This is a genomic window from Nonomuraea insulae (genome assembly GCF_042656245.1).
The window spans coordinates 57,990-72,103 of sequence record NZ_JBHSPA010000084.1 but is presented as its reverse complement, the minus strand read 5'-3'; the positions used below and the strand labels follow the sequence as shown (position 1 = coordinate 72,103).

At 71.7% G+C, this 14,114-nt stretch carries 13 protein-coding genes; 8 read left to right on the top strand and 5 right to left on the bottom strand.

The features are described from left to right. Together ACFPZ3_RS53320 and ACFPZ3_RS53315 are read right to left on the bottom strand one after the other, a co-directional pair. A partial coding sequence (locus ACFPZ3_RS53320; RefSeq protein ID WP_379522126.1) for a xylan 1,4-beta-xylosidase occupies positions 1–1,387 on the bottom strand: 1,387 nt, incomplete at its 3' end. A gap of 119 nt (positions 1,388–1,506) precedes the next feature. Next, the gene (locus ACFPZ3_RS53315) at positions 1,507–3,273 is read right to left on the bottom strand and encodes a glycoside hydrolase family 15 protein (RefSeq protein ID WP_379522125.1); all 1,767 of its coding nucleotides are present in this window, start codon (positions 3,271–3,273) and stop codon (positions 1,507–1,509) included. A 117-nt stretch (positions 3,274–3,390) separates the two neighbouring features. On the opposite strand from ACFPZ3_RS53315, the gene ACFPZ3_RS53310 reads away from it, so the two are divergent. From ACFPZ3_RS53310 to ACFPZ3_RS53295, 4 genes are read left to right on the top strand one after another with little or no spacing between them, the layout of a single operon-like run. Continuing rightward, a complete protein-coding gene (locus ACFPZ3_RS53310; RefSeq protein ID WP_379522124.1) occupies positions 3,391–3,639 on the top strand; it encodes a hypothetical protein in 249 nt (82 codons plus the stop codon). A gap of 34 nt (positions 3,640–3,673) precedes the next feature. Further along, a complete protein-coding gene (locus ACFPZ3_RS53305) occupies positions 3,674–5,149 on the top strand; it encodes a S8 family serine peptidase (protein ID WP_379522123.1) in 1,476 nt (491 codons plus the stop codon). 36 nt (positions 5,150–5,185) lie between these two features. Then, on the top strand, positions 5,186–5,554 hold the full coding sequence (locus ACFPZ3_RS53300) for a substrate-binding domain-containing protein (RefSeq protein WP_379522200.1): 369 nt from the start codon (positions 5,186–5,188) through the stop codon (positions 5,552–5,554). A gap of 53 nt (positions 5,555–5,607) precedes the next feature. Next, positions 5,608–6,129, top strand: coding sequence for a beta-class carbonic anhydrase (locus tag ACFPZ3_RS53295; protein WP_379522122.1), 522 nt, complete (start codon positions 5,608–5,610; stop codon positions 6,127–6,129). On the opposite strand, the gene ACFPZ3_RS53290 is transcribed toward ACFPZ3_RS53295, so the two are convergent. Beyond that, entirely contained in the window at positions 6,126–7,319 is a 1,194-nt protein-coding gene (locus ACFPZ3_RS53290) for an SGNH/GDSL hydrolase family protein (RefSeq protein WP_379522121.1), read from the bottom strand. The genes ACFPZ3_RS53295 and ACFPZ3_RS53290 overlap by 4 nt on opposite strands. 143 nt (positions 7,320–7,462) lie before the next feature. On the opposite strand from ACFPZ3_RS53290, the gene ACFPZ3_RS53285 reads away from it, so the two are divergent. Continuing rightward, on the top strand, positions 7,463–8,077 hold the full coding sequence (locus ACFPZ3_RS53285) for a TetR/AcrR family transcriptional regulator (protein WP_379522120.1): 615 nt from the start codon (positions 7,463–7,465) through the stop codon (positions 8,075–8,077). Between the two features lie 128 nt (positions 8,078–8,205). Further along, on the top strand, positions 8,206–10,341 hold the full coding sequence (locus ACFPZ3_RS53280; RefSeq protein ID WP_379522119.1) for a SpoIIE family protein phosphatase: 2,136 nt from the start codon (positions 8,206–8,208) through the stop codon (positions 10,339–10,341). Here ACFPZ3_RS53280 and ACFPZ3_RS53275 read toward each other — a convergent pair. Further along, positions 10,327–10,680 (bottom strand): hypothetical protein, encoded by a 354-nt coding sequence (locus tag ACFPZ3_RS53275; RefSeq protein ID WP_379522118.1) that lies wholly within the window; start codon positions 10,678–10,680, stop codon positions 10,327–10,329. The two genes, ACFPZ3_RS53280 and ACFPZ3_RS53275, sit on opposite strands and share 15 nt — an antisense overlap. A gap of 126 nt (positions 10,681–10,806) precedes the next feature. Between ACFPZ3_RS53275 and ACFPZ3_RS53270 the strand changes: the two genes are divergently transcribed. Both ACFPZ3_RS53270 and ACFPZ3_RS53265 read left to right on the top strand, forming a co-directional pair. Continuing rightward, complete coding sequence (locus tag ACFPZ3_RS53270; protein ID WP_379522117.1) at positions 10,807–12,813, top strand: serine/threonine-protein kinase; 2,007 nt, start codon at positions 10,807–10,809, stop codon at positions 12,811–12,813. 48 nt (positions 12,814–12,861) lie between these two features. Further along, positions 12,862–13,650: an FHA domain-containing protein gene (locus ACFPZ3_RS53265; RefSeq protein ID WP_379522116.1), complete on the top strand. Its 789-nt coding sequence runs from the start codon at positions 12,862–12,864 to the stop codon at positions 13,648–13,650. Between the two features lie 13 nt (positions 13,651–13,663). Here the strand turns inward: ACFPZ3_RS53265 and ACFPZ3_RS53260 are convergent, their stop codons facing one another. Continuing rightward, complete coding sequence (locus ACFPZ3_RS53260; RefSeq protein ID WP_379522115.1) at positions 13,664–14,053, bottom strand: VOC family protein; 390 nt, start codon at positions 14,051–14,053, stop codon at positions 13,664–13,666. Positions 14,054–14,114 lie beyond the last annotated feature (61 nt).

The following is a 14,114-nucleotide window of genomic DNA, read 5'->3' as shown; positions in this document are numbered from 1 at the left end:
CGCTCCACTTGATCTCGTACGCCTTGAGCGTGTACTCCTTGCCGTCCACGGTCGTGCTCACGTCACCGTCGGTGGTGTTGACCAGCAGGAGCTGCTCCGGCTGGGCCAGCACCCTGACGGCGGCGTCGGAGGAGGTGACCGACTCGATCTGCGCCCCCGCGGGGAACCACTTGACGAAGTCGGCGATGAGCCGGCCCGTCGGCGTCTCCTCGCCGCTCGCCGGATCCCACATGCAGCCCTGGCAGTCGCCCTGGCCCTTCTTGGCCTGCGGGTTCCAGTAGAGGGCGGTGGAGGCGCCGCTGCGGGCGAACTCCATCATCGAGGCGGCCTGCACGGCCAGCCGCCTGGGCTCCTCCCAGTTGGTGCTGCCGTCCTCGGGCTCGAAGTACCACTCCGACCACCAGACCGGCAGGTCGTCGGTCTGCTCGCGCAACCACTTGGTGACGTCGCTGAACTTGCTCAGCGCGCCGAACTCGTCCGGCAGCAGCTCGTGCGCGTCGGTCGGCGAGGCGCCGTCCACGACGACGAAGTCGGCGCCCTTCTTGTTCTTGTTCCAGTAGTTGAACGCGTCGAGCACGTTCTGGTTGACCACTCCCCAGTCGCCGCTCAGCTCGGAGTCGCCGCCCTTGTTGCTGTCGAAGCCGATGTACGGGCCGCCGACCTGGGCGTCCGGCCGGACCTTCTTCACCGCGTCGTAGACCTTGTTGTACATCGTGGTGTAGCCCTTGTAGTCCGCGGGCTTTGCGTGGTCCTTCCAGAAGCCCTTGAACTCGTTCCACACCATGAAGTACTTGACGTCCTTGTACCGCGAGGCGACCGCGGCGGACAGCTTGGCGAAGTCGTCAAAGTGCTGGGGGTAGGGGGCGTCCTCCAGGTGCTCACCCCAGGCGGACTCCTCCGTGGGCCCCTCGGGGCCGCCCTTCATCCAGTCGGGCGCGCAGCAGAGCGTGATCACCTGCTTGCTCTGCGACTCCTGCATGAGGTTCAGCCGGCTGTCGAGGTCCTCCCAGAAGTACTGCCCAGGATAGGGCTCGGGGTTCAGCGCGCCGAAACCCATGATGTGCTGGTTCTGCACCATCGGCGTACGAGCGAGCGAGCCTGCCACGACCTGCTCGAACTGCTGGGTGATGTTGTTGGCGCTGACGCCCGTGTGTGTGAGGCCCCAGCGGGGCCAGCCCTCCTCCGCCGCCGGCGGTTTGACCGCCGGGCTCGTGGTCTTCGCGTCCGTCTGCGGCGCGGCTGAGGACTCCGCCGGCTCTGGCGGCCCCTGTTCCGCCTGCCCGAGGCCGCAGCTCGACACGACCACCGCGAGGGCGGTGATCCCCGCCGCCGAGGCGCTCAGCCTGCCAAGCCGCCGCCAGAACGATCCCCCGCTACTCGATCCCACCCGATCTCACCCTGTTCCAATTCTGTGCATGCCGCTCGTAGCGTTCCATGGGTCGGGTAAGAGGGGCATATCGGGGACCCGCTTTCACAGGCAATCGTTATGTTTGCGCGTTCGGATGATCAGCAGGCCAGCATGGCGGCGGTGTTGACCACGGCCACGTGACTGTAGGCCTGCGGGAAGTTGCCGACCTGGCGGGCGTGCGTGGTGTCGTACTCCTCGGCCAGCAGGCCGACGTCGTTGCGCAGGTCCAGCAGCCGCTCGAACAACTCGCGCGCCTCCTCGCCGCGGCCGAGCAGGGCCAGCGCGTCGGCCAGCCAGAACGAGCAGGCCAGGAACGTGCCCTCGCTCCCGGCGAGTTCGTCGACGTCGTCCAGGTCGGGGCGGTTGCGCAGCACCAGGCCGTCCTGGACGAGCTCGCGGCGCACGGCCTCGACGGTGCCGGCCACGCGCGGGTCGGACGGCGGCAGGAAGCCGAGCCTGGGGATGAGCAGCAGGGCGGCGTCCAGGCCCCGCGAGCCGTAGAACTGGGTGAAGGTGCCGCGCTCGGCGTCGTAGCCGCGCTCGCACACCTCGCGGTGGATCTTCTCCCGCAGCGCCTTCCACCTGTCGGCGGGCCCGGACCGGCCGTGCCTCTCGACGGTGCGGATCATGCGGTCGGCGGCGACCCAGGCCAGCACCTTGGAGTGCACGAAGTGGCGGCGGGGGCCGCGTACCTCCCACAAGCCGTGGTCGGGCTCGCGCCAGTGACCCTCCAGGTAGTCCATGAGCGAGCACTGCAGGTCCCAGGCGGCGGCGTCGTGCCGGAGGCCGGCTTCTCTGCTCTGGTAGAGGCAGTCCAGGACCTCGCCGTAGACGTCGAGCTGCACCTGCGCGTACGCGGCGTTGCCCACGCGGACCGGGCGGGAGCCCTCGTAGCCGTCCAGCCAGTCGGCGCGCCACTCGGGGATGCGGCGGGTGCCGTCGAGCGTGTACATGATCTGCAGGTCGGCCGGGTCACCGGCGACCGCGCGCAGCAGCCAGTCGCGCCAGGTCCTGGCCTCCTCCTCGTAGCCGGTCGCGATCATGGCGCGCAGCACGAAGGCGGCGTCACGCAGCCAGCTGTAGCGGTAGTCCCAGTTGCGGTCGCCGCCGAGCTGCTCGGGCAGTGACGTGGTGGCCGCGGCGACCAGGCCGCCGGTGGGGGCATAGGTGAGGGCCTTGAGGGTGAGCAGGCTGCGCCGCACGACTTGTTCGTATCCTCCCTGGTACGAGCAGCCGCTCAGCCAGCCGGTCCACGTGCGCTCGGTGTCGTCCAGCGCGGTGAAGGCGTCCACCCTGGCCGGGCGGGGCAACCAGGACTGCTGCCAGGTCAGCACGAACGGCAGCCGGTCGCCGGCCGAGACCGCGAAGCTCGCCGTGGTGGTGCCCCCGTTGTCGTCGAGGGGCACGGGGGCGTCCAGCCAGGCGGAGTCGGGGCCGGCGATCGCGGCCAGTTCCCCGCCGTCGTGGCGGGTCGAGGGGACGATGCTGCCGTAGTCGAAGCGCAGGGCCAGCTCGGTACGCATCTCGACACGGCCGCGCACACCCTCGACGATCCGTACGACGTCGGGCGCCTCCCCCCGCGGCGGCATGAAGTCGAGCACCCGCACGCACCCGCCGTCGGCCTCCCACGTGGTCTCCAGGATGAGCGTGCCCTCCCGGTAGCGGCGCCCGGCCCTGGCCGGCCCTGAGGCGAGCGCCGCGGCGGGCGCCAGCAGCCAGCGGCCGGCGCGCGGGCCGTCGAGCAGCGCCGCGAAGCAGGCGGCCGAGTCGAAGCGCGGCAGGCACAACCAGTCGATCGAGCCGTTCCTGCCGACCAGGGCGGCGGTGTGCATGTCGCCGATCAGCGCGTAGTCCTCGATCCGCATCGTTCACCCCCAGCCGTGACCATCCGTGACCATTTGTCGCCCCTACCCGCCGACCCCGGGGTAATCCCTGGGTCGCTCCCTGTGTCGCGGCCGCCATGAAGGGCCGATCCTGGAGGTATGGCCGCTGAGGGCGACATTCTCTCGGCCGAGGTCGAAACGGCGCCCGGCCGGCAAAGCCAGGCCGCGGCCGTCCTGACGCGCCTCGGTGTCAAGGTGCTCCACGTCGGGACGACGATCAGTGTGAGCGCGCCCAGGGACGTCTGGGAGCGGGTGTTCGGCCTGCCCCAGGCGGAGGTCCCCGGGGAGCTGAGCGGGCTCGTGGTCGCCGTCCATCTCGCGGAACCGCCCGATTTCCACGCCCTTTGACGTCCATATCGGTCACATCTCGCAAAGGAGCGACATGACCACGATGACCGAACGACGAGAGGACACTGTCTACTTCGAAGCGGCCCTGCGGCCGGACAGTGGCGCCTCGATGTTCGCCGAATCCTCCGCCACGCAGAACGCCGGCCTCGACCAGCTCAGGCCGGCGCCCGGGCTCGCCGAGCGCACCGCGAACGCGCTGCAGGCCAAGGGCTTCACCGTACGGCACGTGGGGACCTTCTCCATCAGCGCGGAAGGCCCGCGATCGTTGTGGGAGAGCACGTTCGGGACGCACGTCGAGGTGCGTCAGGCCGATCTGGGGGGCCGGCCGCCGGACGTCACCGCCACCACGGGAACGCAGGTTCCGTACCTGTCGCACGTGAGCGGCGAGTCGTTCTCGATGCCACAGGACCTGGAGCCGTACGTCGAGCGGGCCTACCCGCAGCCGCCGCCGCGCTTCTTCGCCTCGCCCATCCCGCCCCGCGTGGGCTACCACCACCTGCGGGTGCCCGACGACGTCGCGCTCCTGCTGCGCTCGCACCCGGTGCACGACCGCGGCGTGACCGGCCGGGGGGTGCTGGTCGCGATGCCCGACACCGGCTTCTACCGGCATCCCTTCTACGACCACCACGGCTACAACTTCAACGCCACCCTGGCCCCCGACGCCACCCGCGTCCAACACGACGAGCACGGGCACGGCACCGCCGAGGCGGCCAACATCTTCGCCAGCGCCCGGGACGTCGACTTCGTCGGCGTCAAGATGGGCGCCAACGCCACGCTCGCCTTCAAGACGGCCTCCGACCTGTCGCCCGCCGTCATGACCAACAGCTGGGGCTACCACCTGCCCGGCCTGGCCACCCTGCCGAACTTCCTGCGGCCGCTGGAACTGGCCGTCATCGAGGCGGTACGCGAGCGCGGCATCACCGTCTGCTTCTCCGCCGGCAACGGGCACGTCGCCTTCCCGGGGATGATGCCGGACGTGATCTCCGTCGGCGGCGTCTTCGTGGACGAGACGCAGGTCAACGGGGAATTCAGGCTGGAGGCGTCGGACTACGCCAGCAGCTTCGACAGCCTCATCTACGCCGGGCGGCACGTGCCCGACGTGTGCGGCCTGGTCGGCAAGGCGCCCCGCGCCCTGTACATCATGTTGCCGGTCGAGCCCGGCGACGAGATCGACACCACCCTGGCCGGGCCCGGCTACCCGGCCAAGGACGGCACCGCGCCCGACGACGGCTGGGCCGTGATCAGCGGCACCAGCGCCGCGTCGCCGCAGGTGGCCGGGGTGTGCGCGCTGCTCAAGCAGGCACAGCCCGGACTGTCGCCCGCCCTGGTCAAGGCCATACTCAAGGCGTCGGCGCGGGACGTGACCGATGGCAAGAGCGCGATGGGGCAGGTGGCCGGGGACGGCTACGACGGGCCCACCGGGTCGGGCCTGGTGAACGCGGAGGCGGCCTACCGGCTGGCCCGCTCGGTCACCCCGCGCAACCTCAACACCATCCCACCGCCCCGCTGACCGCCCGCCGAGGAGCCGCGCCGCCGTCGTGACCGGCTGATCACGGCGGCGACGCGGCGGGCTCGCGAACGTGGGGGGCGGCAGGCCGTGGGCATGTTGCTGGCCGGGGGGACGTCGTTCGACGCGGTGTTCTGCGGCAGCGACCAGATCGCGCGGGGAGTGGCCGACGCGCTGCGGGCCGTCGGGCGGCGGGTGCCGGAGGACGTGGCGCTGGTCGGGTTCGACAACTGGGACGTCATGACGCAGGCCGGCCAGCCGCCACTGACCAGCGTCGACATGGACCTCGAAGGACTGGGCCGGGCGGCGGCGGAGATGTTGCTGGCCGCCATCAACGGCACACCCGCTCCCGGCCGCCACACCCACCCGTGCCGGCTCGTGGTCCGCGAGTCCACAGCCCGAACGTAGATCTTTACGCGTTGCGCCCGCCGGGGGCGCGGACGGCACGGAACGATCTCCTCATGAGTGTCATCGAGGACCTGGTCGCCAACGCCGAGCGATACGCCGAGGACTACGAGTACGAAGGGCTGAAGTCGGAGCCTCGTCTGCGGCTGGCGATCGTGGCCTGCATGGACGCGCGGTTCGACGTGTGGCGCGTGCTCGGGCTGGAGTACGGCGACGCTCACGTCATCCGGAACGCGGGCGGCGTCGTCACCGCCGACACGCGCCGCAGCCTGGCCATCAGCCAGCGGGTGCTGGACACCACCGACATCATGATCATCCACCACACGGACTGCGGCTCGACGAAGATCACCGAGGACGCCTTCCGCGAGTCCGTCTACCAGGACACCGGCATCAGGCCCGAGTGGGCCGCCGAGGCGTTCCCGAAGGACGTGGACGCCGACGTGGTCCAGTCGATCGCGCGGGTCAGGGCGGATGAGCTGATTCCGCACCGGGAGCGCGTGCACGGGTTCGTGTGGGAGGTGGAGACGGGCCGGCTGCGCCGCGTGGCGGCTCGACGATCCGGCCCGGACGCCGTCTAGGAGAACAGGGTGGCGGGGACGGCGCGGGCGAGGGCGTGGTAGCCGGAGGGGGTCAGGTGGAGGTGGTCGCCCACGTCGTACGGCACGGCCAGGCGCCGGGGAGCCGCCGGGTCGCGGACCGCGTGGTCGAAGTCGATGACGGCGTCGTAACGGCCCGAGGTGCGGATCCAGGCGTTGACCGTCCGCCGGGCCGCCTCCCGGTGACCGGCGGGGTCGTCGTAGGGGTCGTGGCCGCCGAAAGGGGTGAGGGTGGCGCCGTACACCAGGAGGTCGCGGGCGTGGGCGCGGATGATGATCTGCTCGTAGGCGGCGATCAGGTCGGCGGCCGTTCCCCGCTGATCCTCTTGGGTGGGTTCGGCCGTGCCGAGGTCGTTGACGCCCTCGAAGACGATCAGCCGGCGGACGGCGGTCTGGGCGAGGACGTCGCGGTCGAGCCGGGCCAGGGCGCTGGGGCCGAGGCCGTCGTTCAGCACGCGGTTGCCGCCCGCGCCCTGGTTGGCGATGGCGATGCCGGGTGGGAGGCGGTCGAAGAGCTGGTCGGGCCAGCGGTCGTTGCCGTTCGTGGTGGAGCCCCTGCCGTCGGTCAGGGAGTCGCCGAGGAGGGCGAGCGTGGCCGTGGCGGGGTCGGTCCAGACCTCGACGCCGCTGAGCAGGTACCAGTGGTCGATGGGGGTGGCGGCGGGGAGGTCCAGGGCCGAGACGTGGTCGCCGGTGGTCAGGTAGGAGGTGGTCCTGGAGCCGGGGTGCGAGGTCAGGGCGGAGGAGGCCTGGCCATGGGCGAGGTAGAGGGTGATGGTCAGGACCGAGCGGGACGGTAGATCGAGGTCCAGCGGGTCGGAGACCACGTGCGCCCCCATGGGCACGACGGCGCCGGTCCGGCCGGAGAAGGTCACGGGGCGGGAGGTGCCCGGCGCGATGGTGCTCACACCCGCCGCCGCACCGTCCGGGAGCGCCACCGCGGCGTGGGTGATCGGCAGGGGTGCGCCGCCGAAGGCGTTGGACAGGCGCAACCGCACTCGCCGGCCGCCCGCCGACACCCGCACGGTCTGCCGCAGCGTGGTGTCGGCCAGCACCAGCCCCTCCTTCGCGTACGGCGGAGGCGGCATGTTGTCGGGCTCGGTGAGCTGGGGCATCGCGGTCCACGTGGTGACCCAATGCCCGATCCGCGGCGACTCACCGATGGCACCCATGAAGACCGACTCCCGCTCAAGAGAAAGAAACTTTCGGCACGATACCGAACCTTTCGCGATCATCGGTCCCCGGGCCGGGTTTTTACCCGTACTTGTCGATCAAGTCATAGGCTCGGCGACCCTTCGCGCCTATGGTCGCGTCCATGCACTCTCCAGAAGGCGGCGAGCGAGAGCTGCTCGTGCGGGCTGCCACCAGGATGTTCGCCGCGCTCGGTTACGACGGAACCTCCATGGAGCAGGTCGCGGAGGCGGCCCAAATGGACCTGGCGGACATCCACCCGCACTTCGCCACCAAGCGCGAGCTCTATCTGGAGGTCATGCGGCACGTCCGCGACGTCTTGTCGGAAGCCCTCCAGGCGGTGGCCGAGGAGATGATGACCGCATCGCCCGAGCGGCAGGCGGAGATGCTGTACCGGTTCATCGACGCTTATATCGACATGTGCGTGGCCCATCCCGAGGTGCCCGCGTTGTGGATGCACCGCTGGTTGTCGGACGCCAGCGACATTTCCGACCTGGAGCTCGAGAGCGCGCAGCCGCTGGCCCAGCTCGTCGTGGACGCCGTCGCCAAGGTAGCCGGGCCGGCGGACGCCGACGCGCTGCACACCACGTACACGATGATCTGGTGCATCCAGGGTTTCGCCTTGAGCGGGGTGCTCAACGGGTCGGGAAGGCGGAAGGGCGTCGAGGACGCCGAGCAGCTCGAACGCTTCCGTAAGCACATGCACCAGCTCATCGGCCGCGTGTTGCGCCTGTCATAACCACCCCGACTGATACGGATATTGGCGGAACGTAACCAATTACCTACCTTTATGCGCGTACTCTCCCCGTATGGGAGGTTTTGTGTGGGTATCGTGCTCACCCGGCGTGAGCGAGGCGTGCTGAGCCGGTGCCGGAGGAGGAGGTCCAGGTCCATGGCGTGGCGAACGGCTCGTCCCGCCTCGACGAGCTGCTGATCGAAGCCGTCACCAGCACCGGAGCCCACATCGGCGCCACCTACATCCTGGACGAGAGCGGCCAGGTCCTGCACATGGCCTCCCAGATCGGCATGCCCGCGCAGATGGCCAGGGCCTGGGCGAGGGTCAGGACGAAGGATCCCGTGCCGATCGCCGTGTCGGTCCACGAGCGGCGGCTGGTCTGGATCACCGGTCGCGAGCACCTGGCCCGGCAGTTCCCCGGGTCCGCGCTGGCCCTGCCCTACCAGTTCGCGGCGGCCCTGTCCCCCGTCTGCTCGGCCGGCGCCGTCTGGGGCGGCTTCCTGCTGCTGTGGCCGGCCGGCCGCTTCTCCGAGCTCACCCCGCGCCAGCTCGACATCATCGACCGGACCTGCGCCGAGATCGGCGCCCTGCTCAGGCGGGCGGCCGAACACGGCCGGCCGATCACCGCCGGGCCCCGGCCCCGCGGGCTCGACCCGTGCCCCCTGCGCGAGGCGGATCCGCGGGCCGACCTGATCGCGCTCGAATGCCTCAACCGGCTGCCCGAGGGATACTGCACGCTGGACGTGGACGGCCGGGTGAAGCTGATCAGCGCGCCGGCCTCCGACCTGCTCGCGAGCTGCCCGTCCGAACTGATCGGCGAGCGCCTGTGGGAGGTGCTGCCGTGGCTGGAGGACGCGGCGTACGAGGACCGCTGCCGCGCCGCGGTCATCGGCCTCCAGATCACCCACTTCATCGCCCGCAACCCGGCAGGGAGGCAGTTGTCCTTCTGGATGTATCCCGGCCTTTCCGGCCTCACCCTGCGCATCAGCCCCGGCACGGCCTCGCGCTCCCCCGCGCCGGACCCCGTCGTCGGCGGCGACCGGCCGCTGCGGGTGATCCAGGTGCACGAGATCCTGCAGCTCGCGACCACTCTCGCGCGGGCGGTCACCGCCCAGGAGGTCGTCGATCTGATCTCCGACCACGTCATGCCCGTCTACGACGCGCAGGCGCTGGCCATCCTCACCACCAAGGGCGGCCGGCGGCGCGTGGCCGCCTCGCGCGGCTACAGCAGGCAGGCGATCGACGAGTTCGACGGCCGCCCCGTCATCCCGGCGGTGCTCTCCGGCCACTGGTTCGACGAGGCTGAACCGGAGTTCTTCTCGACCTGGGACGAGCTGAGCGGCGCGCATCCGGACGCGGTGCGCTACGACGGCATGTCCGCCTGGGCGTTCCTGCCGCTGGTCACCTCGGGACGGCCCGTCGGCACGTGCGTCCTCGCCTACGAGCGCCCCCACCGGTTCAGCACCGACGAACGCGCCACGCTGACCGCCCTCTCCGGGCTGATCGCCCAGGCGTTCGAGCGGGCCCGCCTGTACGACGTCACCCACCAGATCGCCCAATGCCTGCAGTCGAGCCTGCTCCCGCACGCCCTCCCCACGGTCCCCGGCCTGGACGTGGCCGCCCGATACCTGCCCGCCACCCCCGGCATGGACATCGGCGGCGACTTCTACGACCTGATCCGCCTCAACGACACGATGGCCGCGGCCGTCATCGGCGACGTTCAGGGCCACGACGTGACCGCCGCCGCCCTCATGGGCCAGGTGCGCACCGCCATCCGCGCCCACGCCACGGCCGGCGCCAACCCGGGCGAGGTGCTCGCGCGCACCAACCGCCTGATGGTCGAGCTGGCCCCGGACCGCTTCACCAGTTGCCTGTACGTCTGCTTCGACCTGACCCGGCACACCGCGGGCCTGGCCAGCGCGGGGCACCTGCCGCCCGTGCTGGGCCGGCCCGGCGCCCCTGGCCGGGTCATCGACACCGTCCCCGGCCTGCTGCTCGGCATCGACCCCGACGCCGAGTACGTCACCACGCACCTGCCCCTGACGCCGGGCTCGGTCATGACCCTCTACACCGACGGCCTCATCGAGGAGCCCGGCCTCGACCTGGGCGACGCCATCGCCGCCCTGGCCGCCCGCTTCGCCCCGGAGCACGGCCAGCCCCTGCACGGCCTGGCGGAGTCGCTCATCGAGCCGGCCACGATCGAGCGGCGCACGGACGACATCGCGGTGCTGCTCCTCCGGGACACCTTCGGGTCACTTCCGGGGTGACAGGCGCAACACCGCCTTGCCGCCGGACAACGACACGATGCGGATGCCGATGTTGTTCACCGACCCCGACGCGCCCCCGCCGAGGATCGCCTGCGACGTCACGCCGGGCCCGGTGCCCTTCACGCGGACCGTGCTGGAGTCGAAGGAGATGGCCAGCCTGGTGATGCCGAAGCGCGAGCTGACCCGGAACGAGACGCTCTTGGTGAGGGTGATCGCGCACCTGCCGTCGTAACAGGCGCGCAGATTGGGCTTGGCCGCGGCGGACGCGCCGGTGGCGGCGACCGGTACAAGGGCCATCGACGCGGCCACCGCGAGGGCGGTGATGTGCTTGGCGGACATGATCCTCCTTGTTATCCACTCGTGTCATGGAAGCTTAGGGATTTCGTCAAGAGTGCAGCGCCTTCCCCGGGACCGGTCCCGGGGAAAACGCTGCGTGATCGTTGTCTCACTCGATAGATTCGGTATGTGCGCTTCCTGCAACGGTGTTCCGGATCCCAGGCGGTCGCGGTACACCCGGGCCTGACCGTGGACAGGCGTTACCGGCTGGTCAGAAGGCTCGCGCGGGGACAGTCCGGCGAGGTGTGGCTCGCCCGCGACCTGGAGCTGGGGCGCGACGTGGCGCTCAAACGGGTCGCCGTGGAGGGCGGCGCGGCCGGCTTCGACCGGCTGTGGGCCGAGGCGCGGGCCCTGGCCCGGTTCAGCCATCCGCACGTGGTCACGCTCTACCACGCCGTACGCGCCGGGCCCCGGCGGCGGGCCACCTCCTGGCTGGTGATGGAGCACGTCCCGGGCGGGAGCCTGGAGGGGCGGCCCGGGCTGCCCGCCGGAGTGGCGGCGCGGATCGGGGCCCAGATCGCCGACGCGCTCGCGGCGCTGCACGCGGAGGGCATCGTGCACTGCGATCTCAAGCCGGGCAACGTGGTGGTCACCGGGGAAGGGACGGCCAAGCTGGCCGACTTCGGGGCCGCGTACCGGGTGGGGGGCGCCGAGACGATCACCCCGAACAGCGCCGTCAGCTACACCCCCGACTACGCCGCGCCGGAGGTCGTGCGGGGCCAGCCGGAGCCGAAGTCGGACGTGTTCTCGCTCGGAGCCATGGTGTACGCGCTGGTCGCGGGCCGGCCGCCGCGCCGCGGCGGGGCCCGGCCCACGGACGGCCAGGAGGCGGCGAGCGGACGGCGGCCGGACGGCGGCGGCCCGCCCGACTCGGTGGAGGCGTACATCACCGTGCGAGAGGCCGCCAGGGGCGCCGTCACGCTGGACGCCGACGTCGGGCCGCTCGCCGGCGTGCTCGCGGGGATGTTGCGGCGCGATCCCGATGAGCGGCCCGACGCGGCGCAGGCGCGGCGGCGGCTGGAGGAGGTCGCGAGCCCGCCCGGCCCCATCCCCGCCCTCGCCCAGGATCTCGACGCCAAGCCGGACCCGGGCGGGTTACCCGCTCTCGTGCGCGGCATCCCCGCCCTCGTGCGGAGCCGCCGCCCGATCCTGGCCGGAGCGGCGGTGGCGCTCGTGGCCGCACTCGCGCTGTGGCAGTGGGGCGGCGACTGGATCCAACTGCCCTCGCCACCCACCGGCGGCACACCGGCCGCCGGGGGCGCGATCACCGGGAGCCGTTCCCCCGCCGTCCAGGGTGTGCTCGGCGATCGGCGGACGGCCGACCCGTGCGCTCTCCTGGAGCCCGCCTCCCTGGCCCGCTTCGGCAGCACGGACCTGGACCCCGACTACGGCAACTTCGACCGCTGCGACGTCCTCGTCAGTCCCCCCTCCGACGCCGTCGTGGACGTCCGGCTGGACCTGAACCTCGACCCCCCGCCCGAGCAGGCGAAAGCGGCCAGGACCACGAAAGTCGTGACGGTCGTCGAGGACCCGGCGGAGAGCGACGCCTGCAGCCGCACGCTCGTGCTCGCAGGCGTCACCGACACCACGATCACGGTCACGGCCAAGCGGGACGAGAAGGGCAGAGCCCCTCTGTGCGAGATCGCCGACGCCGCCACCACGCACGCCGTCGAGACGCTCAACGAGGGCCGGATCCCGCGCCGCGACCCCGGCTTCCCCCCGGAGTCCCTGGCCAACCAGGACGCCTGCACCCTGCTCCACGCCCAGGCGCTGGAGGTCGTCCCCGGCATCGACGCCGCCGACCCGGACCGCGGGTACGGCGGCTGGGACTGCGAGTGGGAGAGCACCACCAGCGACATCTGGGTGGACCTGACATTCGACCGCGGCCCGACGCCGAACGCGGAGGGCGGGACCGCTACCCGGCTGCACGGCTTTCCCGCCTTCGTCCGCCCGGAGGCCGAGGGCGAGGGGACATGCCTGGTCAACATCGTCTACCGGACCTACATCGACGGGCACAGCCAGACCGCGGCGGAGACCCTGCTCATGCTGGTCGGCGGCTCGCGCCCGGTGGACCGGCTCTGCCGGATGGCCACCGACCTGGCCGGCTCCGCCGCGGCCGAGCTACCGCGCGCGTGACCACCGCCCGGGGAAGGGTCCCGAGCCGGTTCGGGCACGCTTACCTGGATGAATACGATCGACAGGGAGGCGAGCATGAACGTCCCTGAGAGCCTGGCCCGCGGTGTGGCGCCCGCCCCGCCCGGGACGCTGCACGCGCGCACGGTGCACGGCGGCGTCGAGGTGCGGCCCCTGCCCGGCCTGACCGTGAGCTTCGGCCGGGGTGAGCGGCCCGACGTGGACCTGTGCGTCGGGGAGGACGACCTGTGGGTGAGCCGCAGGCACGGGGAGCTGACCTACCGCAAGCAGCGGTGGTGGTTGCGCAACACGGGCCAGCAACTCCTGCGGCTGCCCAGAGGGCAGCTGATGCACGCGACGACCGAGGCGCTCCCGCTGGCGTCGGGGTACACGCCGGTGTTCGTGCGCGGCTCCGGCTACCGGGAGCACCTGGTCGAGCTGTACGTCTCGGGCCACGACGAGGACCGCGCCCCGCGCCGCCGCGCCGTGACGCTGCCGCCGAAGCGGTGGCCGCTCGACGACGAGGACCGGCTGCTCCTGGTGGTGCTGGGCCAGCGCTACCTGCTGTACGAGGAGGGCCCGCGCCCCCTGTCGTACCGGCAGGCGGCCGAGCAGCTCGCCTACCTGCGTCCCGACGGCGACTGGCGCGAGCGCAGGATCGAGAACCGGATCGAGGCCGTGCGGCGGCGTCTGAGCGCGGGCGGTTTCCCGTACCCGCTGACGCACGACAAGGCGGCCGGCGGCCCGTCCGACAACCTCCTGCACAACCTGCTGCGGGGGCTGGTGGACTCCACCACGCTCGTGCCGCCCGACCTGGACCTGCTGGAGGACGACGGCTGAGCGAGCCACCGGCTCATGGGCGCTGGTCGCGGCGCAGGGGATGGTCGGACGGGATCTGCACCAGGACGATGCGGTGACCGTCGGGGTCGGCGATCCACGACTCGATCAGGCCCCAGGGCTCCTGGCGGGCCTCGCGCAGCACGGTGACGCCCGCCTTCCTGAGCCGCTCCTCCTCCTGGGCCACGTCGCGGACCTGGAGCCAGAGCGACACCGCCGCCCCGGCCTCGTCCCGCGTGCTCCCGGAGAGCTCCAGGAATCCCTGGCCCAGGAAGAAGACCACGCCGGGGTGCTCGGGCGGGCCGAACTCGCGGTGGACGGCCAGCCCGAGGGTCTCGGCGTAGAAGCGGCGGCTGCGCCCGGGGTCACGGGGACGCAGCAGGACACGACTGCTCAGCACCTCCATGCCGAACCTGTTCCCCGCCGCCGGTCAAGCTAGCGCGGGGCGGGGCGGCTGATCCGGTCAG

Excerpts from the sequence above, each read along its gene's own strand:
- ACFPZ3_RS53275 (WP_379522118.1), bottom strand. The coding sequence starts at position 10,680 with ATGTCCGCCAAGCACATCACCGCCCTCGCGGTGGCCGCGTCGATGGCC.
- ACFPZ3_RS53285 (WP_379522120.1), top strand. The coding sequence starts at position 7,463 with ATGCACTCTCCAGAAGGCGGCGAGCGAGAGCTGCTCGTGCGGGCTGCC.
- ACFPZ3_RS53290 (WP_379522121.1), bottom strand. The coding sequence starts at position 7,319 with ATGGGTGCCATCGGTGAGTCGCCGCGGATCGGGCATTGGGTCACCACG.
- ACFPZ3_RS53265 (WP_379522116.1), top strand. The coding sequence starts at position 12,862 with ATGAATACGATCGACAGGGAGGCGAGCATGAACGTCCCTGAGAGCCTG.
- ACFPZ3_RS53310 (WP_379522124.1), top strand. The coding sequence starts at position 3,391 with ATGGCCGCTGAGGGCGACATTCTCTCGGCCGAGGTCGAAACGGCGCCC.
- ACFPZ3_RS53295 (WP_379522122.1), top strand. The coding sequence starts at position 5,608 with ATGAGTGTCATCGAGGACCTGGTCGCCAACGCCGAGCGATACGCCGAG.
- ACFPZ3_RS53315 (WP_379522125.1), bottom strand. The coding sequence starts at position 3,273 with ATGCGGATCGAGGACTACGCGCTGATCGGCGACATGCACACCGCCGCC.
- ACFPZ3_RS53305 (WP_379522123.1), top strand. The coding sequence starts at position 3,674 with ATGACCACGATGACCGAACGACGAGAGGACACTGTCTACTTCGAAGCG.
- ACFPZ3_RS53260 (WP_379522115.1), bottom strand. The coding sequence starts at position 14,053 with ATGGAGGTGCTGAGCAGTCGTGTCCTGCTGCGTCCCCGTGACCCCGGG.